At 66.6% G+C, this 22885-nt stretch carries 18 protein-coding genes; 10 read left to right on the forward strand and 8 right to left on the reverse strand.

The window, feature by feature from the left end:
* Positions 1–73: 73 nt before the first annotated feature.
* Together F1C58_RS15080 and F1C58_RS15085 are read right to left on the reverse strand one after the other, a co-directional pair.
* Positions 74–3187 (reverse strand): efflux RND transporter permease subunit, encoded by a 3114-nt coding sequence (locus F1C58_RS15080; RefSeq protein WP_185201857.1) that lies wholly within the window; start codon positions 3185–3187, stop codon positions 74–76.
* Between the two features lie 116 nt (positions 3188–3303).
* The gene (locus tag F1C58_RS15085; RefSeq protein ID WP_185201858.1) at positions 3304–4722 is read right to left on the reverse strand and encodes a PLP-dependent aminotransferase family protein; all 1419 of its coding nucleotides are present in this window, start codon (positions 4720–4722) and stop codon (positions 3304–3306) included.
* Positions 4723–4786: 64 nt separating this feature from the next.
* On the opposite strand from F1C58_RS15085, the gene F1C58_RS15090 reads away from it, so the two are divergent.
* Entirely contained in the window at positions 4787–5497 is a 711-nt protein-coding gene (locus tag F1C58_RS15090) for a YitT family protein (RefSeq protein ID WP_370543720.1), read from the forward strand.
* A gap of 26 nt (positions 5498–5523) precedes the next feature.
* Here F1C58_RS15090 and F1C58_RS15095 read toward each other — a convergent pair whose 3' ends face one another.
* Positions 5524–6285 (reverse strand): MerR family transcriptional regulator, encoded by a 762-nt coding sequence (locus F1C58_RS15095; protein WP_185201859.1) that lies wholly within the window; start codon positions 6283–6285, stop codon positions 5524–5526.
* A gap of 191 nt (positions 6286–6476) precedes the next feature.
* On the opposite strand from F1C58_RS15095, the gene F1C58_RS15100 reads away from it, so the two are divergent.
* From F1C58_RS15100 to F1C58_RS15110, 3 genes are read left to right on the forward strand one after another with little or no spacing between them, the layout of a single operon-like run.
* A complete protein-coding gene (locus F1C58_RS15100; RefSeq protein ID WP_255461151.1) occupies positions 6477–8636 on the forward strand; it encodes an APC family permease in 2160 nt (719 codons plus the stop codon).
* Positions 8637–8641: 5 nt separating this feature from the next.
* Entirely contained in the window at positions 8642–9058 is a 417-nt protein-coding gene (locus F1C58_RS15105) for a CrcB family protein (protein ID WP_185201860.1), read from the forward strand.
* Positions 9055–9450, forward strand: a complete 396-nt coding sequence (locus tag F1C58_RS15110; protein ID WP_185201861.1) for a CrcB family protein — start codon at positions 9055–9057, stop codon at positions 9448–9450. Before F1C58_RS15105 ends, F1C58_RS15110 begins: the two co-directional genes overlap by 4 nt.
* Before the next feature lie 82 nt (positions 9451–9532).
* Here F1C58_RS15110 and F1C58_RS15115 read toward each other — a convergent pair whose 3' ends face one another.
* Positions 9533–10579 (reverse strand): LacI family DNA-binding transcriptional regulator, encoded by a 1047-nt coding sequence (locus tag F1C58_RS15115; RefSeq protein ID WP_185201862.1) that lies wholly within the window; start codon positions 10577–10579, stop codon positions 9533–9535.
* 381 nt (positions 10580–10960) lie between these two features.
* Between F1C58_RS15115 and F1C58_RS15120 the strand changes: the two genes are divergently transcribed.
* From F1C58_RS15120 to F1C58_RS15135, 4 genes are all read left to right on the forward strand, one after another.
* Positions 10961–12214, forward strand: a complete 1254-nt coding sequence (locus F1C58_RS15120) for an extracellular solute-binding protein (protein ID WP_185201863.1) — start codon at positions 10961–10963, stop codon at positions 12212–12214.
* Between the two features lie 5 nt (positions 12215–12219).
* Positions 12220–13434: a carbohydrate ABC transporter permease gene (locus tag F1C58_RS15125; protein ID WP_185201864.1), complete on the forward strand. Its 1215-nt coding sequence runs from the start codon at positions 12220–12222 to the stop codon at positions 13432–13434.
* A gap of 5 nt (positions 13435–13439) precedes the next feature.
* Positions 13440–14306: a carbohydrate ABC transporter permease gene (locus tag F1C58_RS15130; protein ID WP_370543721.1), complete on the forward strand. Its 867-nt coding sequence runs from the start codon at positions 13440–13442 to the stop codon at positions 14304–14306.
* A 62-nt stretch (positions 14307–14368) separates the two neighbouring features.
* Positions 14369–16411 (forward strand): glycogen debranching N-terminal domain-containing protein, encoded by a 2043-nt coding sequence (locus tag F1C58_RS15135; RefSeq protein WP_185201866.1) that lies wholly within the window; start codon positions 14369–14371, stop codon positions 16409–16411.
* A gap of 217 nt (positions 16412–16628) precedes the next feature.
* On the opposite strand, the gene F1C58_RS15140 is transcribed toward F1C58_RS15135, so the two are convergent.
* Both F1C58_RS15140 and F1C58_RS15145 read right to left on the reverse strand, forming a co-directional pair.
* A complete protein-coding gene (locus tag F1C58_RS15140; RefSeq protein WP_185201867.1) occupies positions 16629–17198 on the reverse strand; it encodes an HdeD family acid-resistance protein in 570 nt (189 codons plus the stop codon).
* Positions 17199–17261: 63 nt separating this feature from the next.
* Positions 17262–18356 carry an NAD(P)-binding domain-containing protein gene (locus F1C58_RS15145; protein ID WP_185201868.1) on the reverse strand — a complete coding sequence of 365 codons (1095 nt, stop codon included), beginning with the start codon at positions 18354–18356 and terminating at the stop codon, positions 17262–17264.
* A 168-nt stretch (positions 18357–18524) separates the two neighbouring features.
* Between F1C58_RS15145 and F1C58_RS15150 the strand changes: the two genes are divergently transcribed.
* Positions 18525–18770: a DUF3073 domain-containing protein gene (locus F1C58_RS15150; protein ID WP_185201869.1), complete on the forward strand. Its 246-nt coding sequence runs from the start codon at positions 18525–18527 to the stop codon at positions 18768–18770.
* 545 nt (positions 18771–19315) lie between these two features.
* On the opposite strand, the gene purM is transcribed toward F1C58_RS15150, so the two are convergent.
* Positions 19316–20410 carry a phosphoribosylformylglycinamidine cyclo-ligase gene (gene purM / locus F1C58_RS15155; RefSeq protein WP_185201870.1) on the reverse strand — a complete coding sequence of 365 codons (1095 nt, stop codon included), beginning with the start codon at positions 20408–20410 and terminating at the stop codon, positions 19316–19318.
* A 74-nt stretch (positions 20411–20484) separates the two neighbouring features.
* On the opposite strand from purM, the gene purF reads away from it, so the two are divergent.
* Positions 20485–21942 (forward strand): amidophosphoribosyltransferase, encoded by a 1458-nt coding sequence (purF, locus tag F1C58_RS15160; protein WP_185201871.1) that lies wholly within the window; start codon positions 20485–20487, stop codon positions 21940–21942.
* Here the strand turns inward: purF and F1C58_RS15165 are convergent.
* Complete coding sequence (locus F1C58_RS15165) at positions 21935–22885, reverse strand: hypothetical protein (protein ID WP_185201872.1); 951 nt, start codon at positions 22883–22885, stop codon at positions 21935–21937. The two genes, purF and F1C58_RS15165, sit on opposite strands and share 8 nt — an antisense overlap.

Consider the following 22885-nt stretch of genomic DNA (forward strand, 5'->3'; position numbering starts at 1 on the left):
GGAAGCCAGAGCTCGTCGTGCCCGATCTTCTCGCGGAGGGCGAGACGAAGTCTGGGGTGGCCATCAGTCGAGCCTAGCTTCGCGCCTCGGGCAGTGCCGCGGAGTCCGCCGTGGCCGTGCTCCTCGCCGCCTTTTCCGCGCGACGATCGGTGCGACGTTCCTTGGCACCCTCCACCAGGTAGTAGAGCACCGGCAGCACGATGAGGGTGAGCAGGGTGGATGAGACCAGCCCGCCGATCACCACGATCGCGAGCGGCTGCGAGATGAAGCCACCGTGACCGGTGAGACCGATTCCGAGCGGCAACAGCGCGAAGATCGTCGCGAGAGCGGTCATGAGGATCGGCCGCAGACGACGGGAGGCACCGTTCACGATCGCGTCGGCGACCTTCATTCCACGGGTGCGGTACTGGTTGATCAGGTCGACGAGCACGATCGCGTTCGTCACCACGATTCCGATGAGCATGAGCACACCGATGAGCGAGGCGACGCCGAGGGGCACCCCGGAGATCACCTGCAGCACGATCGCGCCGGTCGCCGCGAAGGGGATCGACACGAGCAGCAACAGGGGCTGCCGCAGGCTCTTGAAGGTGGCGACCATCACGACGTAGACGATGAGGATGGCGGCGAGCAGGGCGAGTCCGAGCTGGCTGAACGAGTCGCCCTGCTGGGTGGTGACCCCGCCGAGAGTGGCGGTGGCGCTCGCCGGCAGCTTGGCCTTGGCGACGGCGGCCGACACGATCGCCGAAGCGCTTCCGGTGTTGTCCGTGCTCGGCGTCACCGAGAGAGTGGCGCTGCGCAGACCCTTGATCGTGGTGATGCTCGACGGGCCGTTGACCGTGGAGACTGTGGCGAGGTCGGAGAGGGGCACGATGCCGGTCGCCGTCGGAATCGAGAACGCCTTCAGGGCATCCGTCGTCGTTGGCGCGCTGGAATTGTTCACGTAGATCGAGAGGGTCTTGCCATCGATCACCACGCTTCCGGTGGCGCTCGGGTTCATCGCCTGCGTGACGATGCCCCCCACCTGCACCTCGGTGAGTCCGGCGGCAGCCGCCTTCGCGCGGTCGATCTGCACCGCGATGTAGGGCAGTGAGGCGGAGAGGTTGCTCGATGCCCGCGAGACGACGGAGAGGTTCTTCACCTTGGCCAGGATGGCGTCGGATGCCTCGCGCAGGTCTGCATCGCTGCCGGCGGTGACATCCACCTCGATGTCAGACGACGCGAAACCACCCTGGGCCGCCGCGACCGCGAGCTCGCCCTTGCCGGTGATCTTCTTCAATTCGGAGGTGACCTTCGCCTGGAGCTTGGCCTGGTCGGCGTTCGGGTCGGTCGTGAGCGAGTAGGTGCTCGATCCCCCACCCGAGAACGCCGCTCGCAGGGAGCTGCCCCCGGAGCCGATGGTGAGGAGCACGGTGTCGACGCCCTTGACCCCGCGAAGGGTGGTCTCCACCTCTTTCGATGCGGCATTCTGGGCCTCGAGGCTGGTGCCGAGGGGGAGCGTCTGGGTCACGGTCAGCGTGTTCTGCCCGCTGTTGCCGATGAAGTTGGTCTTGAGGCTCGTGGCGAGCAGGCCGCTGCCGGCCAGGAGCAGCAGCGCGGCAACGAGCACGACCGCGGGGAACTTGAGAGTCCAACGGATCACCGGAAGGTAGATCTTCTGCAGGCGAGTGACCTTCTCCGCCTGTTCGGTGTCGGCGTGCTTGTGAGCCGTCTTCCTGCTGCCGAGGAACCAGTAGGCGAGCACCGGAACGATCGTGAGGGACACGAACAGCGACGCGAGCAACGCCATGGTCACGGTGAGCGCGAACGGCCGGAACAGCTCGCCGGTGAGGCCGCCGACGAGCGCGATGGGGAGGAATACGGCGACGGTCGTCACCGTCGAGGCGGTGACCGCCGTGGCGACCTCACGCACGGCCGCGAGGATGGCGGGCAACTTCTCCTCGCCGAGCCCGATGTGCCGCTTGATGTTCTCGATCACGACGATCGAGTCATCGACGACGCGACCGATCGCGATCGTCAGCGCGGCGAGGGTGATCACATTGAGCGTGTAGCCCGAAGCCTGCATGCCGATGAAGGTGATGAGCACGGAGACGGGTATCGAGATCGCTGTGACGAGAGTCGAGCGCACCGAGAACAGGAAGACGAGGATGATGATCACGGCGAAGACGAGTCCGAGCAGTCCCTCTTGGGCGAGGCTGTCGATCGACTGGGTGATCGACGGGGCCTGGTCGGAGACGACGGTGAACGTGGTGTTCGATCCGAGCTGCTTCTCGAGGGTGGGGATGTCATCCCGCACGGTGTGGGACACCGACACCGTGTTGCCTGCCGCCGATTTGGTGATGTTGAGGGTCACGGCAGGCTTGCCGTTGACGCTGGAGTAGCCGCTCGTCGGGTCGTTGACGACGGCGACGGTGGCGACATCCGCAATGGTGGGTGGCGTCGCCGCCCGGGTGCCGAGCAGCGGAAGGGCGGCGATCTCATCGGTGCTGGTGATGCGCGATCCGGACTGCACGGTGAGCGTCTTGCCGTCCTCGGTGATCGATCCGCTCGCCAGCAGCGTGCCGTTGGCGGTGAGGGCCGATTTGATCGACTGGATGCTGAGGCCCTCGGCGGCGAGTTTGTCCGCATCCGGGGTAATGGTCACCCGCTGGGATGCGGCTCCGAGCAGGCTCACATCGCTCACTCCGTCGAGCTGCTTGAGGTTGGTGACAGTGAGGGAGGAGAGCTTCGCGGCGAGGGTGTTGGCGTCCATGTCGCTCGTGACGGCGAGCTGGATCACCGGGAAGTCGCTGAGGCTGAAGGTGATGACCTGCGGAGTGACGTTGGAGGGAAGGCTCGTCTTGATGCGGTCGAGGGCCAGCTGCACCTTCTGCTCCGAGGTGGCGATGTCGGTGCCATAGGCGAATGATGCCGTGACCGTCGACGCCGAGGTGTTCGACGTCGCGGTGGTGGAGTCGAGGTTCTCGATGCCCTGAAGCGCGCTCTCGATCGGAGTGCTCACGTCGGTGTTGACGACATCGGGCGACGCCCCGGGGTACGACGTGACGATGAAGACGGAAGGCAGTGAGAGGGAGGGGATCAGCTCCTGCTTGAAGGAGGTGAGGGCGATGCCGCCGAAGATGCCGATGACGATCGTGATCAGCGCGATGAGAGCGCGATTGCGCAGGCTGAAAACTGAAAACAAGTGCACGGGGAAGTCTCCTGGGGCTGTGGCAGAGAAGTACGCACGACCTTGTGCTCGTGGAAAGTATCTCAGGGCTGGCTGAAGGTCTGCATACTCTCGGGGGAGTAACCGATCCGCGGGCGCTAGACCACTTCGGCCAGGAAGGACTGATCGAGCAGCGGACCCCGCGCGAGCGAGGTCCAGGCCCGGCCGAGAGCCTCGATGGCGCGATCGGTCTCGTCAGCCGAATGCCCGAAGGGGATGCGCAGGAAGCGCTCGAAGGCGCCGTCGATTCCGAAGCGCGGCCCGGCCGCGAGCAGGAGCCCTTCCGCGCGGGCGGCGAGGGTGAGTTGCGAGCTGACCGGCGCTCCGAGGTTGACCCAGGTGGTGAGGCCGCCATCCGGCGTCGGCACCCGCCACTCCGGGAAGGCAGCCGCGAGGGCTCCGGCGAGGTGGTCCCGGCCCGCCCGCAGCTGCGTCCGGCGGATGTCGAGAATGGCGTCGTACTGATCGAGGAGGTTCTTCACGACGAGCTGTTCGAGAGCCGGAGTGCCGAGGTCACCCGCGCTTCGTGCCCGGGTGAGCTTCTGGATGAGCTGCCGCTCGGCCCGGATCCAGCCGATCCGCACCCCGCCCCACACCGTCTTGCCGACCGATCCGATGGTGACGGCAGCACCGTAGGCCGCGAGCGGCAGCGGGGTATCCGGCCGGTCGATGGTCAGCTCGGCCATGGTCTCATCCGCGACGATCACCGTGCCCTGCCGCTCGGCGAGCGCCAGCATCCGCTGCCGCAGCGCGGCCGGCATGGTCTGCCCGGTGGGATTGTGGAAGTCGGGCATGAGGTAGCCCATCGCCGGGCTGGAGCGTTGGATGGCCTGCTCGAGCGCCGCCTCATCCCAGCCGTCATCACTCGTCACGCTCACCGGAACGAGCCGCGCCCCGGTGAGCCGGAGGGCCTCGTAGGCGTGTGGATAGCTCGGCGATTCGACGAGGGCGCTGTCTCCGCGACCGAGGATGGTGCGCGCGAGCAGTGCGATCGCGTGCTGGGCACCGAGGGTGATCATGATCTGCTCCGGTTCGGTCGGAAGCCCCCTTGCGCTGTACCGGTCAGCGACGGCGGCGCGCAGCACCGGGAGTCCGATCGGGTCGAAGCCCGAGTCGCCGAGATAGGCGGGCAGTTCGGTGGCCGCCTGAATCGCCGCGGCAGCGAGTGCCGGGATCGCGGGCAGCGCCGCCTTGCTGAAGTCGAGGTAGCCGGCCTGATGGTTGTCGACGATGATCGGCGAACGTGAGGGCAGCCTGGCGACACTGCCCGATCCGCGGAGGCTGTCGAGGTATCCCCCGTCCCTCAGCTCGCCATAGATCGCCGTCACCGTGGTGCGACTGACTCCGAGTTGTGCCGCGAGGTCACGCTCTGCGGGCACCCGGGTGCCGAGCGGGATGCGCCCATCGAGGATGAGCAGGCGGATGCGATCGGCGAGCGCCGCGTAGGCCGGCGCGGCAGTGGCCTCGCGCCATCCCCGAAGAAGGGAGGCCAATGACCGGGCGGACAGGGAGTTCATAGAGCCACTCTAAGAGGATTGGCATCTTGCCAGAAGGCCAATCCGCTAATTGGATGGGTAAATGATGATTCGACGCCTGGCCCAGCTGCTCGTCGGCCTGATCCTCTACGGGTTCGCGATCGCGATGATGGTGCAGGCGGGCATCGGAGTCTCGCCGTGGGATGTGCTCACGCAGGGCATCGCGAAGCAGACCGGTCTCGCGTTCGGCCTCATCACGAATGTCGTCGGACTGCTGGTGTTGCTGTTGTGGATCCCCATCCGCCAGAGGCCCGGCCTCGGCACGCTGCTCAACGTGCTGCTCATCGGGCCGAGCGCCCAGTTCGGCCTGTGGCTGCTGCCGGTCGCGCGCGAGCTCTGGGAACAGGTGCTCCTGTTCGCCGGCGGGCTCGCGCTGCTCGCCCTCGCCACCGGCCTGTATATCGGAGCGCGTTTCGGGCCCGGACCCCGCGACGGCCTCATGACGGGCATCCATCGCCGCTGGGGCTGGCGCCCCTGGATCGTGCGCACCTCGATCGAGGTGACCGTGCTGGCCATCGGATGGCTGCTCGGCGGCAATGTCGGCGTCGGCACCGTGCTGTTCGCGGTGCTCATCGGGCCAATGGTCAATGTGACGATCCCGCTGCTCACTGTGCCGACGAGCATCCGGCCGTCCGCCACTCAGCCGTCCGGTTTTGAGGCTCCCGGAGTTCAGGCTTCCGTCATTCAGGACGTTCAGGGACCAGAGATGTCAGAGGGACGGATGTCCGCCGCTCCCGTCTCATCCCTTCCTGAATGACGAAGCGAACCTGCTGACGGAACGCACTAGCTGAGGTAGCGGGAGGCGAAGGCGGCCATCGCGTCTCGCACGAAAGCGGCACCCTCCCTGCCGCCGTAGTTCGCGGCGAAGCGGTCGTCGTCGACGTACATCTCTCCCAATCCCGTGAACTGTTCGGCAGTCGGGGCCTTTCCCTGCCAGGAGGCGGTGATCCAGTCGTAGTGGCGCCGAGTGATCGCCAGTACGGCTTCAGCGTCGGAGTGCGCGCCCGCCGCACAGGCCGAAGCGTAGTCCGCCTGCACCGCCTTCTGCTCGGAGTGGAACCTCTCCTTGTCCCCAGCGTCAAGCGATCTCCACCACCGGTCGCCACCGGCGTAGGCCTGACTACCCCACCGTTCCACCACCTCTTCCTTGTAGACGGTGTGGTCGAATCCGTCGAACATGTCGTCGGCCATGAGTGCTGTTCCTTCCTTCGTGTTGGTGATGGTGAGCTCGATCGAGCGGATCTGCCGGTCGAGACGGTTCTTCTCCTGGCGCAACCACCGCAGATGAGCGGCCAGAGCATCCGCATCGTCGGTGGCACCGGCGAGCACGTCCGCGATCGTCGGCAACCCGAGCCCGAGTTCTCGCAGCATCAGGATGCGCTGGAGTCGCGTGAGCGCGACCGCGTCGTAATAGCGGTAGCCATTTGCGCCGACGCGAGTGGGCGCGAGCAACCCGATGTGGTCGTAGTGGCGCAGGGCGCGTGAGCTTGCGCCCGATAGCCGGGCGATCTCCTGGATCGACCAGTCGGCCGCGGAATTCGTCATGCACCCACGCTAGAGGTTGACGCAGCGTCAAGGTCAAGCGCCTGCTTCCCCCCGCCGCTCGGGCGAGCAACGCCCGATCGGCGGGGCGGGCATCGCGCAGAACGCCCGTTAAGCACGGGAATGCCGGGAGTATTCCCCCGATCGGCGGCTGATTTCAAACAGACCAGAGTTCAGGTGTAGTGTCGCACCTCGTGACTAGCGAAGTTCGTTCGCCGAAGCGTTGGCTGATCGGCGAACCGCTGGCCTCCGAGAAACTGGAGGGCCAGCTCCTCCCGAAGCATCTCGCGCTGCCCATTTTCGCCAGCGACGCGCTGTCTTCCGTGGCCTATGCGCCCCAGGAACTGCTCCTCATCCTCACCCTCGGCGGGCTGGCGTTCCTCAGCTTCGCTCCCTGGGTCGCCGCGGCCGTCGTGCTGCTGCTCATCGTGGTGGTCACCTCTTACCGGCAGCTCATCAAGGCCTACCCCTCCGGCGGCGGGGACTACGAGGTCGCCCACAAGAACCTCGGCGAGAAGGCGGGCCTCGTCGTCGCCTCGGCGCTGCTCGTCGACTACATCCTCACCGTCACCGTGTCGGTGGCATCCGGGGTGGACAACATCATCTCCGCGTTCCCGATGCTCAACACCTACCGGGTGGAGATCGCGGTCGGCTTCGTGATAGTGCTCGCCGCGATCAACCTTCGCGGAGTGGCGGAGTCGAGTAAGGCCTTCGCCCTTCCCACTTATCTCTTCATCGCCTCCACCGGCATCATGATCGTCACCGGGCTGGTTCGCGCCGCGCTGGGTGACACTCCGATCGCGGCATCCTCGGCCTACACCGTCAAGGACCCGGCGAGCCTCACGCAGATCGCCTTCATCCTGTTGCTGCTTCGTGCTTTCGCGAGCGGATGTTCCGCCCTCACCGGCGTCGAAGCGGTGGCGAACGGCGTGCAGGCCTTCCGTCGCCCCAAGATCAAGAACGCGCAGCGCACTCTCGTGCTCATGGGATCCATCGCCATCGTGCTCTTCATCGGCATCATGGCCCTCGCGCTGATCAGCAAGGTGCACTACGCGGAGTCAGCGTGTGACCTCCAGGGCTTCAAAGACTGCACCACCGCGCCGCAGACCAGTGTGATCTCACAGATCGCGGCGGCCACGTTCCCGGGTGCCGGATACTTCATGTTCTACGTGATCCAAGGGGCCACCGCGCTGGTGCTGCTGCTGGCCGCGAACACGGCATTCAACGGCTTCCCGCTGCTGGGCTCCGTGCTCGCGCGTGACTCCTACGCGCCCAAGTCCCTCCAGACCCGCGGCGACCGCTTGGTCTACTCGAACGGCGTGCTCGTGCTGAGCGGCGCGGCCATCCTGCTGCTGGTCATCTACCGCGCCAATCTCACCCAGCTCATCCAGCTCTACATCATTGGCGTCTTCGTCTCCTTCACCCTCGGCCAGACCGGCATGGTGGTGCACTGGACCCGGATGCTGCGCGAGGGCCGCGAGACCCTCAGCAAGGCCCAGCGCGGCCAGGTCTGGCGCAGCCGGGCGATCAACGCCACCGGTGCCACCTTCACGGGCATCGTGCTCATCGTGGTGACGATCACCAAGTTCACCCACGGCGCCTGGCTGGTCTTCGCGATCATGCCCGTGCTGTTCTACCTGATGCTGCGCATCAACCGCTACTACGGGCAGGTGGCCAAGGACATCGAGGTGGACCCCACCACCACCTTCGGTGCCACCGGCGATCACGCCGTCGTGCTCGTCGGCAAGATGCAGAAGCCGACCCTCAAGGCCCTCGACTACGCGATCGCGGCTCGCCACGAGAGCATCGAGGCCGTTCACATCAACATCGACGACCACGCCTCCGAGCTGCTCTCGAAGCAGTGGGACGAGATGAACATCCAGGTGCCGCTGCGCATCGTGCCCTCGCCCTACCGTGACATCAGCATGCCGCTGATCAAGTACATCAAGGCCCGTCGAGCCGAGTTCGGCTCCGAGGTCGTCACGGTCTACACGCCGCAGTACATCGTTGGCCACTGGTGGGAGAACCTGCTGCACAACCACAAGGCCCGGCGCATCCGCCAGAAGCTGATGCTCGTGCACGGCGTGACGATCGCGCTGGTGCCGTGGCTGCTCGACTCCACGCGCAACCTCTACAGCCGGTCGTATCGTCCCCTGCCCGGCGAGTCCCGTCGTGGGGAGCCCCGCCGGCCGATCATGCGCAAGCCGCTTCCCCCGGCTGCTCCCGCGGCTCGCAAGTCGAGCGTGCTCGCCGGCGATGGTCGCGCCGAGAGCCAGGTCGACCGCGCCGCGCGCCTGGCGCGCGAGTCGGCCGCCAAGAAGTCTGCTGCCAGAAACACCCCGGGCCAGAAGTAGGGTTCGTGGCGGGCTGGCGTGAAGTGGTGGCCGTCGCCGCCGGTGGCGTGATCGGCACGGGGCTGAGATTCACCCTCGACACGGTGATCCCCCACACCGACTCTCAATTCCCGCTCAGCACCCTGCTCGTCAACATCGTGGGATCCTTCGCGCTCGGCACCCTCGTCTCCACCCTGTGGAGGCGGGCGCGCACCCCCAACTGGCTCAAGGTGGGGCTCGGCACCGGCACGGTCGGGTCATTCACGACCTTTTCCGCCCTCATCGTCTCCCTCGTGACCGAAGCCCATCATGGCCTCTGGATGCTCGCCGTGCTGTATCTCGTGCTCTCCCTCGTGCTCGGATTCGGCGCCGCCCTGCTCGGGCTGAGCGTGGGGAGACGCCCGAGGCCGGCACCGCTCGAGATCGACATGGTGGACGAGTGAGCCCGGTGGTCGTCGCCGCGGTACTGGGGGCGGGAGCCCTCGGGGCGCTCGCGCGGTACGCGATCTCGCTCGCGTTCATCCGCGCCACCCGCTTCCCGCGTGCGGTACTGGTCGTCAACGTGACCGGTTCGCTGCTCGGCGGCGCGGTGCTCGCCCTCGCGGACTGGGGCATCGTCGACGGTGACCTCCACCTCATCCTCGTCACCGGGATCGCCGGCGGTCTCACCACCTTCAGCACCTGGTCGGTCGAGACCCTGCAGTTCGCCCTGTCGGGGCGGTGGCGCACCGCCATCGCGAACGTGCTTGTCAACCTCGTGCTCGGCCTCGGTGCCGCGACCGCGGCGTACTTCGTCGTGTACTGGTTCTTCCTGCTGCATCAGTACCGGCCGTAGAGGCGCCCCTCTCCCGCGCGGAACGGGCGTACATGACGCTCCCGGGTCCCGCCGAGGCAACTCGTGCGGACGGGCGCGGGCCTCAGGCCAAACGCCCGATCGGCGAGCGCTCGCGCACCACCAGTCGCGGGGTCACCAGCCGGTGACGCCGCTCGGGGGAGGAACTCTCCCAGCCGACGATGCCGTGCGAGCCGTCTCCGAGCAGCAGATCCAAAGCCCCGACGGCCACCTCGTCGAGCGGCTGCTCGACGCTCGACAGCCCGATGGCACCCGCGACCGGAGTGTTGTCATAACCGACAACCGACACCTCGGCCCCGACGACGAGCAGCGCACCGAGGGCGAGGGAGTCGCTGGCGCACGCCACGGCATCCACCCGCACTCCCGATTCGATGAGGGAACGGATGGCCTGGCTCGCCGCGGCGACGTCGTCTTCCGAGTCCGCCTGGAGCGCGTCGAGTTGCGCGGCATCCAGCCCGGAACGTGCCTCCATTGCCTCCCGCCAGCCCCGACGGCGGTCATCGCCGGTACTGAACTTGGTGGGCCAGCCGAGGAATGCGACATGCGACGCCCCTCCGTCGAGCAGGTGATCGGTGGCGTCGCGCACACCGCTGCGCCCGTCGACATCCACCCAGAGGTGCCGCGGGTCGTTCATGTCATCGATACCCCACGGCCGGCCGAAGGTGACGAACGGCACGTTGTTCTCGATTAGCCATTCGGTGCGCGGGTCGTCGACGAAGGTGGCGGTGAGCACGAAGCCGTCGACATCCGCCCCGTCGCGCAGTCGGGCGAACTGACGGATCTCGTCCTCCGGACCGGTCGCCGTGAACAGCATGACCCGGAGCCCCCGACGGTCCGCCTGCTCGGTGAGCGCGTGCAGGAACCGGTCGAGGAGCGACCCGGAGATGCCATTGGTCATGGGATCGAGACGGATGCCGAGGGTCGAGCTCTTCTGAGTACGCAGCCGCCGGGCAGACGCGTGCGGCCGGTAGCCGAGCTGGGCTATCGCCGCTTCGACCTTCTGTCTCGTCTCGGGCTTGACGATCTGCGGCGAATTGAGCACATTCGAGACGGTCTGGCGCGAGACACCCGCGACCCGACCCACGTCGAGCACGGTCGGCAACTGTGACATCGCGGCCTCCAAAGGTCAGTCCGTTCGTGCGGTACCGTCACGTTACCGCAGCGCCCGAGCGGGCGGATGACGGGTGCGCGGTTGACACTCCCCCCAAACGGGCGTTACAGTCGATCTACAATTTGATCGATCAAATAGTAAATGGCTCGATTGATTTGAACGATCTAAGGACATAGTCCGGCGAGCCGCGGGTTTCCGCACGTCGCCGGCATGTCCCGACCGCATCAGCGAACCGACCTGCGACCCAAAGGAGGGCACCGTGGCTAGCATCGAGTCCGCATGCGCCTTCTGCGGTCGAGTCACGCGGTTCGCCCGCGACACCCCCGACTCCGCTGACGAATCACAGCGCCCATCCCGGGCACACCCATCCAAGGAGAAATAATGCAAAGACGCACCAACCGCTGGCTGGCCGCCGGCATCCTCGCCACCGCCGGAGTCCTCGCGCTCAGCGCCTGCAGCTCCGGCTTCGGCGCGGGAAGCTCCGACAGCTCCGGCGGAAAACTCACCTCCTCGAAGAAGGCCCTCACCGTGCTGATCGGCTCGAGCGGAGACGCCGAGACGAAGGCCGTCAACAGTGCCGTCGCGGACTGGTCCAAGTCATCCGGGACCGATGCCAAGGTCTCGGTGGCCAGTGACCTCAACCAGCAGCTCGCGCAGGGATTCTCCGCCGGAAAGCCCGCCGACGTCTTCTACCTGAGCACCGACGCTCTCGCCGGCTATGCCTCGAACGGCTCGCTGCTCGCCTACGGCGACAACCTCAAGAACAAGGCCGACTTCTACCCGAGCCTGGTCAAGTCGTTCACCTACGACAACAAGTTCTATTGCGCCCCGAAGGACTTCTCGACCCTGGCGCTGGAGATCAACACCGACATGTGGAAGGCCGCGGGGCTGACCGATGCGGACATCCCCACCACCTGGGACCAGCTCGAGACCGTGGCAAAGAAGCTCACGACCGATGGGCACGTCGGCCTCGGAATCGGTGGCGAGTACGCCCGCCTCGGCGCCTTCATGACGGAGGCCGGTGGCAACCTGATGAACTCGGATAGCACCAAAGCGACCGCCAACAGCTCCGAGAACATCGCGGGGCTCGACTACGCCAAGAAGCTCATGGCCGACGGCAGCCTCAAGTACGCCAAGGACCTCGGAGCCGGATGGGGCGGTGAGGCCTTCGGTAAGGGTCTCGCGGCGATGACCATCGAGGGCAACTGGATCACCGGTGCGATGACGAGTGACTACCCGACCGTGAACTACACGATCGCGCCGCTGCCCGCAGGCCCGGCCGGCAAGGGAACGCTGCAGTTCACCAACTGCTGGGGAATCGCCGCCGACAGCCCGAACCAGGCCGCGGCGGTCAAGCTGGTGGAGAAGCTGACCAGCTCGAGCGACCAACTCGCGTTCTCGACCGCGTTCGGTCCGATGCCCTCGATCAAGTCGGCAGCCGACACCTGGAAGAAGGACAACCCCAAGCTGGTGCCGTTCCTCGAGGCCGCCGACTACGCCAAGGGCGTTCCCGCGGCTAAGGGAGCGGCGGATGTCGTGACCGACCTCAACTCCAAGCTGGAGAGCCTCGCAACGGGAGATCCCAAGACGATCCTCGATGCCACCCAGAAGAACCTCGAAGCACTGGTCAAGTAGTCACCATGACGACCACCACGAGACGGCCTTCCCGCTCCGGACTCCGGGGCGGGGAGGCCCTCTCGGGCTACCTCTTCACGGCCCCGATGGTCATCCTGCTCGGACTGTTCCTGGTCGTGCCGGTGCTCATGGCGCTCTGGGTGAGCTTCAGCGACTGGACCGGTCGCGGGAGCCCGCTCTCGGGCAACGTGAACTTCGTGGGGTTGAAGAACTATTCCGCGCTCCTCACCGGCGGCGGACTCGCCGAGCAGGACTTCGGCACCGCGCTCAAGAACAACGCCTGGTACGTGGTGCTCGTCGTTCCCTTGCAGACCGCACTCGCCCTGTTCCTGGCGGTGCTCGTCAACCGGCAGATCCTCAAGGGGCGCGGCTTCTTCCGCACCGCCTTCTACTTTCCCTCCGTCACGAGCTCGGTCGCCATCACCGTGCTCTGGCTGTTCCTCTTCAACTCCACGGGTGCCGTCAACAAACTCCTGTCGTACCTCGGGGTGAAGGGACCCAACTGGTTCAACGATCCCGACGGGATCATCCACAACTTCCTGGGGCTGTTCGGCGTGAAGTCCGGGCCGAGCGCGCTCACGAACTCCACGGCGCTTGGCGTCTCCTGGTGGGACTGGCTGGGCGGGCCATCCGTCGCGATGTTCGCGTTCGTGCTTCTCGCGGTATTCACGACCAGCGGCACCTTCATGCTCCTCTTCATCGCCGGGCTGCAGAATCTCGGCGGGGACGTGACCGAAGCCGCGATGATGGATGGCGCAAACGGCTGGCAGCGCTTCTGGCAGGTCACCCTGCCGCAGCTGCGCCCCACCCTCTTCACCGTGCTCACGCTCGGGCTCATCGGCTGCTGGCAGGTCTTCGATCAGATCTACACGGGCACGAAGGGGGCACCGGGCAAGACGACCCTCACCCCGGCATTCCTCTCCTACCAGTCGGCGTTCAATAACCAGGAGTGGGGGCAGGGCGCGGCGATCGCGTTCCTGCTCTTCATCATCATCGTGCTGTTCACTCTCCTCCAGCGCTGGATCCTCGCCGAGCGCAAGGTCTCCAAGAGGCGGATGCGCGGGTACGAGGTCCCGCCGAAGGACGGTGATCCCGACGGCCCGAAGGACGACGGTCCCGAGGGACCCGACGACTGGAAAGACGGCAACGGCCCCCTGAAGGTCGCGACCGGTATCGCCGCGAGCCAGATCATCTCGAAGAACCAGGGAGGCTCGATATGAGCACCATGACCCCCCGCCGAGCTGGACGCACATCCCGGCCGAGTCGCGGCCTGCTCGCCGGCCGGTCTTTCCTCTACGCGCTGCTCGTCGTGCTCGCGATCGTCTACATCTTCCCGTTCCTCATCCAGGTGGCGACCTCGTTTAAGACGGAGGCGGATGCCGCGAGCGATCCACTCTCGCTGATCCCGGCGACCTTCTCGACGGCGGCCTTCGAACGACTGTTCCTGCACTCGGACTTTCCGATCTGGTTCAAGAACTCGGCGATCGTCACGGTCTTCGTGACCGCGGGACGGGTGTTCTTCAACTCGCTCGCCGGCTACGCGCTCGCGCGGCTGAACTTCCGGGGGCGCAACGTGATGTTCGCCGGACTGATCGCGGTGATGTCCGTGCCCGGAGTGGTGCTGCTGATCCCGAAGTTCCTCGTGATCAACCAGATCGGCATCTACGACACCTACGCCGGAATGATCATCCCGCTGCTCACCGACGCCGCGGGCATCTTCATCATGAAGAACTTCTTCGAGTCCATCCCCGCGAGCGTCGAGGAGCAGGCGCGCATCGACGGCGCCGGCACCTTCCGGGTGTTCTGGTCCGTGGTGCTGCCGATGGCGCGCCCCGCGCTCATCACCATCGTCATCCTCTCCTTTCAGGGATCGTGGAACGAGCTCAGCCACTTCATCGTGTCGACCCAGTCGCCCGATCTCGTGACGCTCACGAAGGGAGTCGCCTCCCTCGCATCCGGACAGCTCAGTCAGGGCACGCAGTATCCGATCAAACTGGCAGCTGCAGCCATCATGACGGTTCCCGTGGCGGTCATGTTCTTCATCTTCCAGAGGCAGATCATGAACGCGAGCGACGGGGCGGTGAAGGAGTAGACGAGTCGATCCGGCACATCCCCGCACGCCTTTCGCACCACCACTGAAAGTTCTTGATTCTCATGCTCCCCACGCTGCAGCCGCTGCTCCATGACACGACCGTCCTGCTCCGAGCGCCGTCCCAGGCCTGGTCGGCCGGTGACGGGACCATCGACGGGCGCGGCATCACGGGCATCTATCACTCGGATATCCGGGTCGTGTCACGCAGTGTGGTGACGGTGGGTGGGCAGTCGGCCGAACCGATCGCGACGGTTCCCTCTGGTGCCGCGAGCACCGTCTTCGTCGGCCTGTTGCGCGGCCTCGACGATCGCACCGCCGACCCGCGGGTGCGACTGCTGCACCGCCGCACGGTCTCGACCACGGGGGTTTCCGAGTCGATCACCATCCAGTCGGCGCTCGACACCCCTGTGTCCACGACGGCGACGGTGCAGATCGACAGCGACCTCGCCGAGATGGAGTCCGTGAAGGCCGGCATCGGGGGCGTCGGCGTGCCATTCGACCTGTCCCCCCAGACCGCGACCTGGGGCCGTGGCGCCGTGCGGGCGTCGCTGCACGCCCCGGATGCGACGGTCACCGACCACGCGGACGGCGGCATCCGGCTGGCCTGGGATCTCGACATCCCCGCCAACGGGTCCGTGACGGTCGGCTGGACGATCGACGCGGAGGATGCCGACGCGGTCGTGCGCGGCACTACCGATGACGCCCGCTGGTCGGTTCCGGTGGTCACCGCCGGCGACGATCGCCTCGAACGATGGGTGACCCAAGCCCTCTCCGACCTCGACGCGCTGAGGCTCACGACGGTTTCGGATCCGGCATCCGAATTCCTGGCCGCCGGCGCTCCCTGGTTCTTCACGCTGTTCGGCCGGGACTCGCTCTGGGCAGCACGCTTCATGCTGCCGCTCGGCACGACCCTCGCCGCCGACACCCTGCGGGTGCTCGCATCGCTGCAGGGCACCGAATCCGTCGCCGGAAGCGCCGAGCAGCCCGGCAAGATCATGCACGAGTTGCGCCGGGCGACGCTGTCGATCCCCGGCGAGGGTGTGGTGCTGCCGCCCCTGTACTTCGGCACCGTCGACGCGACTCCTCTCTGGGTGTGCCTGCTGCACGACGCCTGGAAGTGGGGATTGCCAGAGCCCGAGGTCGTGGTGCTCCTCCCGCACCTCGTCGCTGCCCTCGAGTGGATGCGCGACTACGGGGATGCCGACGGCGACGGCCTGCTCGAATACGTCGACGCCACCGGAACCGGCCTCGCGAACCAGGGTTGGAAGGATTCCGGCGATTCGGTGCAGTGGCGCGACGGCACTCTCGCCGAGGGCCCGATCGCCCTCTGCGAGGTGCAGGCCTACGCCTATGAGGCGGCAATGCACGGCGCAGAACTGCTCGACCACTTCGGCGTCTCGGGCGCCGCTGAATGGCGCGAGTGGGCTGCCCGACTGCGAACCCGCTTCCATGAGTCGTTCTGGATCGACGACCCGGCGGGGGCATACCCGGCGATCGCGCTCGACTCCTCCAAGCGACCTGTCGATACCGTCACCAGCAACATCGGGCACCTGCTCGGCACCGGCCTGCTCGACTCGCGCCAGGCCGCCCTCGTCGCCCGTCGCCTCGTCTCACCGCACCTGAATTCGGGCTACGGCCTTCGCACCATGTCCACCGATTCGCAAGGCTACTGGCCGCTCAGCTATCACGGCGGCAGCGTCTGGACCCATGACACCGCCATCGCGATCGCCGGACTCGCGCGCGACGGCTTCACCGCAGAAGCCGCCTCCCTGGCCTCCGGTCTTCTCGCCGCGGCGTCCGGATTCGACTATCGGATGCCCGAGCTGCACTCCGGCGACGCCGCGAGCGAGTTCGGCTCCCCTGTTCCCTACCCGGCCGCGTGCCGTCCGCAGGCCTGGTCTGCGGCCGCCTCGGTCTCGGTGCTGGCATCGACACTCGGACTGCGCGCGGACGCGCCATCCGCCACCCTCGGCGTCTCCCCGATGACCATGGTCGGTGCGCTCGCGGTGAGCGGTCTGAGGTTCGGCGGCGAGGATGTCTCGATCACGGTGAATACGGACGGCGAGGTCACCGCGTCGTCCGGGGCATCCGTGCAGGTGGAGTAGCGCCCGGTACCCCTGCCCTCGTGGCCCTCGTGGCGGGGGCTCTGCCCGCTCGCCTCGTGGCGGGGGACCTGCCTGCTCGCCTCGTGGCGGGGGACCTGCCCGCTCGCCTCGTGGCGGGGGACCTGCCCGCTCGCGGCGGGGAGAGCCCTTCGCGGCGGGAGTTGTGACTCCCTCCGCGGGGCGCTCTCCCCGCCGCGACCGTGGTGACGAGCGCGGTCTATGCGCTCTCGGCCCGTCGGCGCGATCCGCTGATCGCGAGGCTCACGACGCCGACCACACCGATGACGGCGAGGAAGATCGCGGTCACGAAGAGGAAGCCGACGATCGCAGCCCCCGGAAGCAGGATCACTAGGAGGCCGAGCACGAATGACGCGAGCCCCGTGAGCACCAGGGTCGCCCGGGTGCCCCGGCGGAACAGCGCGAACGCGGTGATAATGCAGATGAGCCCGTCGATCATCCAGCCGATTCCGATGATCAGCTCGATGGCGATGAGAGTGCCGAAGGGATTGTTGAGACAGAGCACGCCGGCGACGATCACCACGAGCCCCATCAGTCCGACGAACCAGCGCCAGCCGGTCTGCATCTCCTTGCCGGATACCGCGGTGAAGACCCGGCTGATGCCGGCGACGATGAGGTAGACGCCAAAGAGCAGCGCGACCGAGCGCAACGCGGCCTGGGGGAAGATCAGGCCGAACGCGCCGACGAGGAGGGCGCCGACAGCAGCGATCCATGCCCCGCGGCGGAAGACGGACCGGACCTGGTTATCGAGCGCGTCGTGGCGAGTCATGCTCTCGATCATCGCGGCTGGATGCGAGCGTGTCGAGCATTCGCCGCGCCAACCGTCAGGGCTCTAGAGATTGGACAGCAGCGCGACGACCTGGCGGGCGATCTGCCGCCCGGCTCGGTTGGCCCCGATCGTGCTGGCTTGCGGTCCATACCCGGCAAAGAATATACGACCGTCCTTCCACGACGATCCGCCGCCGACACTGATTCCGCCCTCTTTCTCCCGCAGCTTGAGAGGGGCGAGATGGCGCAGTTCCGGACGGAATCCCGTGGACCAGACGATCGCATCCGCGGGCTGGAATGTTCCGTCCGCCCAGCGCACCCCGTGCGCTTCGATCGAGGAGAACATCGGCTTCGCGACGAGGGTCCCCCGCTCGATCCCGGCTTGGATGCGGCGCGTCCGGGGCACCCCGGTGCCGCTGACGATGCTCGGCAGGGCGCGACCGCTGCGAGCGGCTTCGTCCTGGGCTGCGACCGCGGCCGCCCCCGCCTCCATGTTGAGTTCGCCCTCGTCGAGGAATTCGATGGGTCTCCGGGACACCCAGGTGAGACTCTCAGCACTGCCCTCGAGTTCGAGGAGGAAACCGATCGCCGAGGTCCCCCCGCCCACCACGACGACGTTCTGGCCCGCGAACTCGGCCGCCGACTCGTAGTTCGTGGTGTGGACGTGTCGACCGGCGAAGTCGTTGAATCCCGGGTACCAAGGGATGAATGGCGAGCCCCAGGTGCCGGTGGCGTTGACGACGACATCCGTCTCGAGCGCTCCGATGCCACCGCTCGACTCGAAACCGACCACCAGGTCGGTGCCACGGTTGAAGACGCGCTTCACGTCGACGGGGCGCCTCACGCGCAGCTCGTAGTGCTCTTCGTACCGCGCGTAGTAGTCGGCCACGACATCCTTCGCCGGAAGGGTGCGGTCGGCGGTGTCGAAACTGATGCCGAGTTCGTCCATGCCCGGCAGGTCATTGATGTGGTGGGCCGAGCCGATGCGTAGGGCCTCCCAGCGGTGCTGCCAGGCCCCGCCAGTGCCGGGGCCACGGTCGAGAACGACGAAGTCGGAACCCGGTTCGAGGCCGAGTCGCCTGAGGTAGAAAGAGACGGACAGTCCCGCTTGTCCCGCACCGATCACCACGACAGAGGGGGAGCCAGGTGAGGACGTCACGCGTCTACGTTAGCCGCCACTGGGAGGGCGGATGGCGGACGCGGCCGGGGTGCGCGTGCATGCTAAAGTTGGCCTTTAGTTTTTAGTTCCCTATTTGGTCAATCCCGGGCAGCTGTTCGCCAGTCGAGGCTCCGTTCGTCCGGGCAGGAATCGTGAGGGGGTCAAGCCATGGGGCGCGGCCGTCAAAAAGCAAAGCACACCAAGGTGGCTCGTGAGCTGAAATACTTCAGCCCGGACACCAACTACAACGCGCTCGAACGCGAACTCACGCATCCCGTCACCGGTGCTCCGATCGATCCCAAGCTCGAAGAAGATCTCGAGAAGTGGCCCGAATTCAGCGCGACCGCATACTCGCCGGATGTCTCCGGATTCTCCGAAGACGAGTACGAGTCCGACCAGAACAAGACGGCCTGAGCGTTTCTGCGGCGCGAATTCTCTCGCGCGCGTGAATCCTCTTGTCTGCGCTGATCCTTGGGTGCGCTGATTCTTGTTAGTGCTGCGGCGAGGCATCCGTCGTCCCGGTGACCGGGTAGCACGAGCGATACCCCGCACGCAGTGTTCCCCGGTGCGGCCCGGCCGCGCCCCCGGCGGAGGCGGCGCGTCAAGTGGATCCGGCGCGTCAAGTGGATCCGGCGTGTCAAGTGGATCCGGCGCGTCAAGTGGATCCGGCGCGTCAAGTGGATCCGGCGCGTCAAGTGGATCCGGGGTACTCGCGGCGTTCATCATTCAGGAACCTGTGGAGCGGATGCGGGAGACGAGCGCTCATGGGACCACAGCCGTCCCTCTGTCCACATCAGCCCCAGACCTTCCTGAATGATGGAAACAGGATCAGGAACAGGAACAGGAACAAGAACAAGATGCTCGGTCGGGATGCTCGGTCGCGGAATGCTCCTCGCGAAAGGGGCTCGATCCCGTCGCGCAGCGACCGAACCCACTAGCGGCAGCGCGACCAGCGGCGACTAGTCGCGGTAGCGGCCGACCAGCCGCACTGCACCGCCGTCGACGCCCTTGGCCCCCTGGTCGAAACCCGTGATGTCGCGAGGCACCGTCGAGACCGTGCCGAGTGTCCAGGCCGGGATGCCTTCGGCAGCGAGATGAGCGATTACCGCGTCTACCCGGGACGCTTCCACCACGGCGATCATGCCGATACCGAGATTCCAGGTGCCCTCGGCCTCTTCGAGGTTCATCGATCCCCACTCGGCGAGCACGCGGAAGACCGGGGCCGGCGACCAGGAGCCGCGATCCAGCTCCACCCAGCTGCCCACGGGAAGCACCCGGGCGAGGTTTGCCGCAATGCCGCCACCGGTCACGTGGCTGAGCGCGTGAACGGCACCCGGGGCATCCGCCAGCAGGCTCAGCAGAGGCGAGGTGTAGAGCCGGGTGGGCTCGAGCAGCACCTCGCCGACGGGCCCGCCGAGCTCTTCGGATCGATCGAGGAACGAGATGCCTTTCTGGCGGATGATGCTGCGCACGAGCGAGTAGCCGTTGGAGTGCAGGCCGGATGATTCGAGCGCGATGACCACGTCGCCATCCGTCACGAGGTGGGCACCGAGCTGGGCATCAGCCTCCACCGCGCCCGTCGCTGCGCCGGCAACGTCGTAGTCGTCCGGTGCGAGCAGCCCGGGATGCTCGGCGGTCTCGCCCCCAACGAGGGCGGTGCCGGTCTCGCTGCAGCCGCGCGCGATCCCAGCCACGATGTCGGCGATGCGACTGGGCACCACCTTGCCGCAGGCGATGTAGTCGGTCATGAACAGCGGAGTCGCTCCGACGACCACGATGTCGTCGACGACCATTCCGACCAGGTCGATGCCGATCGTGTCGTGCTTGTCGATGGCCTGGGCGATCGCGACCTTCGTGCCGACCCCGTCGGTGGATGTCGCGAGCAGAGGACGCTGGAAGGAGGTGAGGAACGACACGTCGAAGAGCCCGGCGAAACCGCCGACGCCACCGACGACGCGTGGCCCGTGGGTGGCCGAGACCGCCGACTTCATGAGTTCGACAGCGAGGTCTCCGGCCGCCGTATCGACGCCCGCCTCGGCGTACTTGTCGGCCATTCGTTTTCCGTTCTCAAAGCGTGAAAGACTGGAGTAAATCACCCCCAACTCTACGGTCTGGAGACTCACCGCGAATGTGCGGCATTGTCGGCATCGTTTCTTCGGAACCCGCCAACCAACAGGTCTACGACAGCCTCCTTCTCCTGCAGCACCGCGGCCAGGACTCCACCGGCATCGCCACCGCGGAGGGTCGCACCTTCCACATGGTGAAGGCTCGGGGTCAGGTTCGCGAGGCCTTCCGCACCCGTGACATGCGCGCCCTCCCCGGCAACATGGGGCTCGGTCACGTGCGCTACGCCACCAAGGGCAACGCCGGAAACGAGCAGGAGGCACAGCCCTTCTATGTGAACGCCCCCTACGGCATCGTGCTCGTGCACAACGGCAACCTCACTAACACCAGGGAGCTCACCGACGAGCTCTTCCACATCGACCGACGGCACCTCAACACCAGCTCCGACACCGAGCTGCTGGTGAATGTGCTCGCCCACGAGCTGCAGGAACAGGTCACGGGACTCGACCTCGATCCCGACCAGATCTTCGCCGCCGTCGAACGCGTGCACGAGCGTGTCGAAGGCTCGTACGCCACGATCGCGATGATCCCGGGATACGGCCTGCTGGCGTTCCGGGACCCCTTCGGCATCCGTCCGCTCGTGCTCGGCAAGCGGGCTCGCGGATTCGTCGGGGACGACTGGATCGTGGCATCCGAATCCCTCGTGCTCGAGAGCGGCGGTTACGAGATCGTGCGTGATGTCGCGCCCGGCGAGGCAGTGTTCATCGCACTGGACGGCGAAATGACCTCACGCCAGTGCGCGAAGAACCCCTCCCTCGTGCCGTGCTCGTTCGAATACGTCTACCTCGCCAGACCCGACTCGATCATGAACGGTATCTCGGTCTACGACGCGCGTCTGCGCCTCGGCAACCGGCTCGCGGACACGATCGCGCAGTACACGCCACGCGGCGATATCGACGTGGTCATGCCGATCCCCGACTCCTCGCGGCCGGCCGCCATGCAGGTGGCCCAGAAGCTCGGGATCGAGTACCGCGAGGGCTTCTACAAGAACCGTTATGTCGGCCGCACCTTCATCATGCCCGGCCAGGCCGAGCGCAAGAAGTCGGTGAGGCAGAAGCTCAACGCGATGGGATCCGAGTTCCGTGGCAAGAACATCCTGATCGTGGACGACTCCATAGTGCGCGGCACCACCTCGAAAGAGATCGTGCAGATGGCCCGCGAGGCCGGCGCGAACAAGGTCACCTTCACCTCGGCGGCACCTCCCGTGCGCTTTCCCCACGTCTACGGCATCAACATGCCCAGCCGCCAGGAGCTGATCGCACACAACCGCAAGATCCCGGACATCAACCGGGAGATGGGAAGCGACTACCTCATCTACCAGGAGGTCGCAGACATGCAGGCGGCGATCCTCGAGGGTTCGAACGTGAACGCTCTCGAGATGAGCTGTTTCACCGGCGACTATGTCACCGGCACAGTCTCGCCCGAATACCTCGCCTGGGTGGAGCGCACGCAGCTCAGCTGAGGCGCCTTCCCCGCACCACGATCGCCGCGATGGCGACCGCGGCGGCGACGAACAGCGCCGTCGACACCGTGGCGATCGCGGCATCCGGACTCACGATCGAGCGGCCGGAGAGAGCCTGCGCGGTCAGCACCGCGATCACCCCGAGGTAGAGGGCGGCGGTCACGACGAGGATACCGAGCCGGGTGCGTGAGTCGCGCAAGGCAGGCAGGCGGCGAGAGCCCAGCTCGAGCAGAAGAGCGAGGATGGGGAGCACCTGCATCGCATGCATCCCCACGAAGTGCGGGATGCGCAGGTCGCCGGCGACCGTGCTCCAGCCCAGCAGCGGGAGTCCGGGTCCCCCATCGGCGAGCCCAACGGTGTGGGCTCCGGCGATCCCCTGGAAGTCGGACAGCTGTGCGGCGGTCGGGCTCGTCATCAGGAAGGCGAGGCCCATGCCGATTACCGCGATGATCAGACCGGAACGGATGGCGAAGCTGCGCGCGGGGTCGCCGAGCTCTGCTCGGAACAGCAGCACGGCAACGAGGATGGTGGCGGACCAGACGATCACGATGGACACCGCCATCGTTCCCCAGAGGGCGGTCGAGAACGGGGTCGAGACGTTGAAGTGACTTGTCGTGTCGGCAAAGGCCGCCCCGTAGATCACGATCATCTCGACGGCGAGGAAGAGCGCGGCGACGGTGCCCGACCACCAGGCGATGCGACGGGCGCGGGGCAGCTGGCCGAGAAGCCAGGAGAGCGTGACGCTGTAGATGAGCACGGAGAGCGAGAACTTCAGCGGCTTGGCCCACAGGGGCATCCCGGTGATCGAGCGTTGGTCGACGACCAACCCGACGAGGGCGACCGCGGCGAGCGCGATCATGCCGACGGAGAGCCACAGCAGTGGCCGGTGCCAGCCGAAGCGGGCGATGACGGAGGCGGGGGGTGCATCGATCGTGCGGGTCAT

Source organism: Glaciihabitans sp. INWT7 (assembly GCF_014217685.1).
Classification (GTDB): Bacteria; Actinomycetota; Actinomycetes; order Actinomycetales; family Microbacteriaceae; genus Lacisediminihabitans.

What these genes read in the sequence shown, in the direction of transcription:
- F1C58_RS15140 (WP_185201867.1), bottom strand. Translation starts at nt 17,198, where the DNA reads ATGACTCGCCACGACGCGCTCGATAACCAGGTCCGGTCCGTCTTCCGC.
- F1C58_RS15090 (WP_370543720.1), top strand. Translation starts at nt 4,787, where the DNA reads ATGATTCGACGCCTGGCCCAGCTGCTCGTCGGCCTGATCCTCTACGGG.
- F1C58_RS15135 (WP_185201866.1), top strand. Translation starts at nt 14,369, where the DNA reads ATGCTCCCCACGCTGCAGCCGCTGCTCCATGACACGACCGTCCTGCTC.
- F1C58_RS15120 (WP_185201863.1), top strand. Translation starts at nt 10,961, where the DNA reads ATGCAAAGACGCACCAACCGCTGGCTGGCCGCCGGCATCCTCGCCACC.
- purF (WP_185201871.1), top strand. Translation starts at nt 20,485, where the DNA reads ATGTGCGGCATTGTCGGCATCGTTTCTTCGGAACCCGCCAACCAACAG.
- F1C58_RS15095 (WP_185201859.1), bottom strand. Translation starts at nt 6,285, where the DNA reads ATGACGAATTCCGCGGCCGACTGGTCGATCCAGGAGATCGCCCGGCTA.
- purM (WP_185201870.1), bottom strand. Translation starts at nt 20,410, where the DNA reads ATGGCCGACAAGTACGCCGAGGCGGGCGTCGATACGGCGGCCGGAGAC.
- F1C58_RS15130 (WP_370543721.1), top strand. Translation starts at nt 13,440, where the DNA reads ATGACCCCCCGCCGAGCTGGACGCACATCCCGGCCGAGTCGCGGCCTG.
- F1C58_RS15150 (WP_185201869.1), top strand. Translation starts at nt 18,525, where the DNA reads ATGGGGCGCGGCCGTCAAAAAGCAAAGCACACCAAGGTGGCTCGTGAG.
- F1C58_RS15085 (WP_185201858.1), bottom strand. Translation starts at nt 4,722, where the DNA reads ATGAACTCCCTGTCCGCCCGGTCATTGGCCTCCCTTCTTCGGGGATGG.
- F1C58_RS15125 (WP_185201864.1), top strand. Translation starts at nt 12,220, where the DNA reads ATGACGACCACCACGAGACGGCCTTCCCGCTCCGGACTCCGGGGCGGG.
- F1C58_RS15115 (WP_185201862.1), bottom strand. Translation starts at nt 10,579, where the DNA reads ATGTCACAGTTGCCGACCGTGCTCGACGTGGGTCGGGTCGCGGGTGTC.
- F1C58_RS15165 (WP_185201872.1), bottom strand. Translation starts at nt 22,885, where the DNA reads ATGACCCGCACGATCGATGCACCCCCCGCCTCCGTCATCGCCCGCTTC.